The following is a 370-nucleotide window of genomic DNA, read 5'->3' on the forward strand; positions in this document are numbered from 1 at the left end:
CAGGATCGTCTTGAGGCTCAGAGCTGGGCGCGTCACTACCAGCAGCTCGCCCGTGAAGAGAAAGAGGCAGAACTGGCAGACGACATGGAAAAAGGCCTGCCCCAGCACCTGTTTGAATCGCTATGCATCGATCATTTGCAACGCCACGGGGCCAGCAAAAAATCCATTACCCGTGCGTTTGATGACGATGTTGAGTTTCAGGAGCGCATGGCAGAACACATCCGGTACATGGTTGAAACCATTGCTCACCACCAGGTTGATATTGATTCAGAGGTATAAAACGAATGAGTACTGCACTCGCAACGCTGGCTGGGAAGCTGGCTGAACGTGTCGGCATGGATTCTGTCGACCCACAGGAACTGATCACCAC

Annotated in this window: 1 protein-coding gene; it reads left to right on the forward strand. The window is 53.0% G+C overall.

What is annotated here, in order from left to right; genetic code table 11:
* The coding region (locus HP552_RS00495) for a host-nuclease inhibitor Gam family protein (RefSeq protein WP_175393833.1) at nt 1-279 on the forward strand (279 nt) is incomplete at its 5' end.
* Nucleotides 280-370 lie beyond the last annotated feature (91 nt).

The sequence above is a fragment of the Paenibacillus xylanilyticus genome (assembly GCF_013359935.1).
In the GTDB taxonomy this organism is placed as follows: Bacteria; Bacillota; Bacilli; order Paenibacillales; family Paenibacillaceae; genus Paenibacillus; species Paenibacillus xylanilyticus.